The sequence below is a fragment of the Streptomyces sp. NRRL S-455 genome (assembly GCF_000717875.1).
GTDB lineage: Bacteria > Actinomycetota > Actinomycetes > Streptomycetales > Streptomycetaceae > Streptomyces.
The window spans coordinates 1-602 of the sequence record NZ_JOCT01000066.1 but is presented as its reverse complement, the minus strand read 5'-3'; the positions used below and the strand labels follow the sequence as shown (position 1 = coordinate 602).

Below are 602 nucleotides of genomic sequence, written 5' to 3'. Positions count from 1 at the left end.
GGCAGATCCTGATGCGCGAAGGCCGCCAGATCCGCCGACCGCACCCGCCCCACCAGCTCACGGAAAACCGGATCCCCCGACACATCCGCCCGCAACACCAACGTGTTCACGAAGAACCCGACCAGATCCTCCAACCCCTCATCCGAACGCCCCGCCACCGCCGTACCCAGCGCGATGTCCTCCCCCGCCCCCAACCGGCACAACAGCCCCACCACACCCGCCTGCACCACCATGAACACACTCGCACCCGAACCCCGCGCCACCCCCACCAACCGCGCATGCGTCCCCGCCGACAGCGCGAACGGAACCACCCCACCCCGACCACTCGACACCGCAGGCCGCGACCGGTCCACCGGCAACACCAACTCCTCCGGCAACCCCGCCAACTCACGCCGCCAGAAATCGAGTTGCTCCGAAGCCAGGCTCCCCGGCTCACTCACCTCGCCCAGCAACTCCCGCTGCCACACCGCGTAATCCACGTACTGCACCGGCAACGGCGCCCACCCCGGGCCCCGCCCCTCACAACGCGCCGCATACGCCCGCCCCAGATCACGTGCCAGCGGCCCCATCGACCAGCCGTCGCCCGCGATGTGGTGCACCAC

1 protein-coding gene is annotated in these 602 nt (G+C 70.1%); it reads right to left on the bottom strand.

Annotated features, from left to right (window positions below; genetic code table 11):
• A partial coding sequence (locus IE97_RS39040; RefSeq protein ID WP_158708395.1) for a condensation domain-containing protein occupies positions 1–602 on the bottom strand: 602 nt, incomplete at both ends.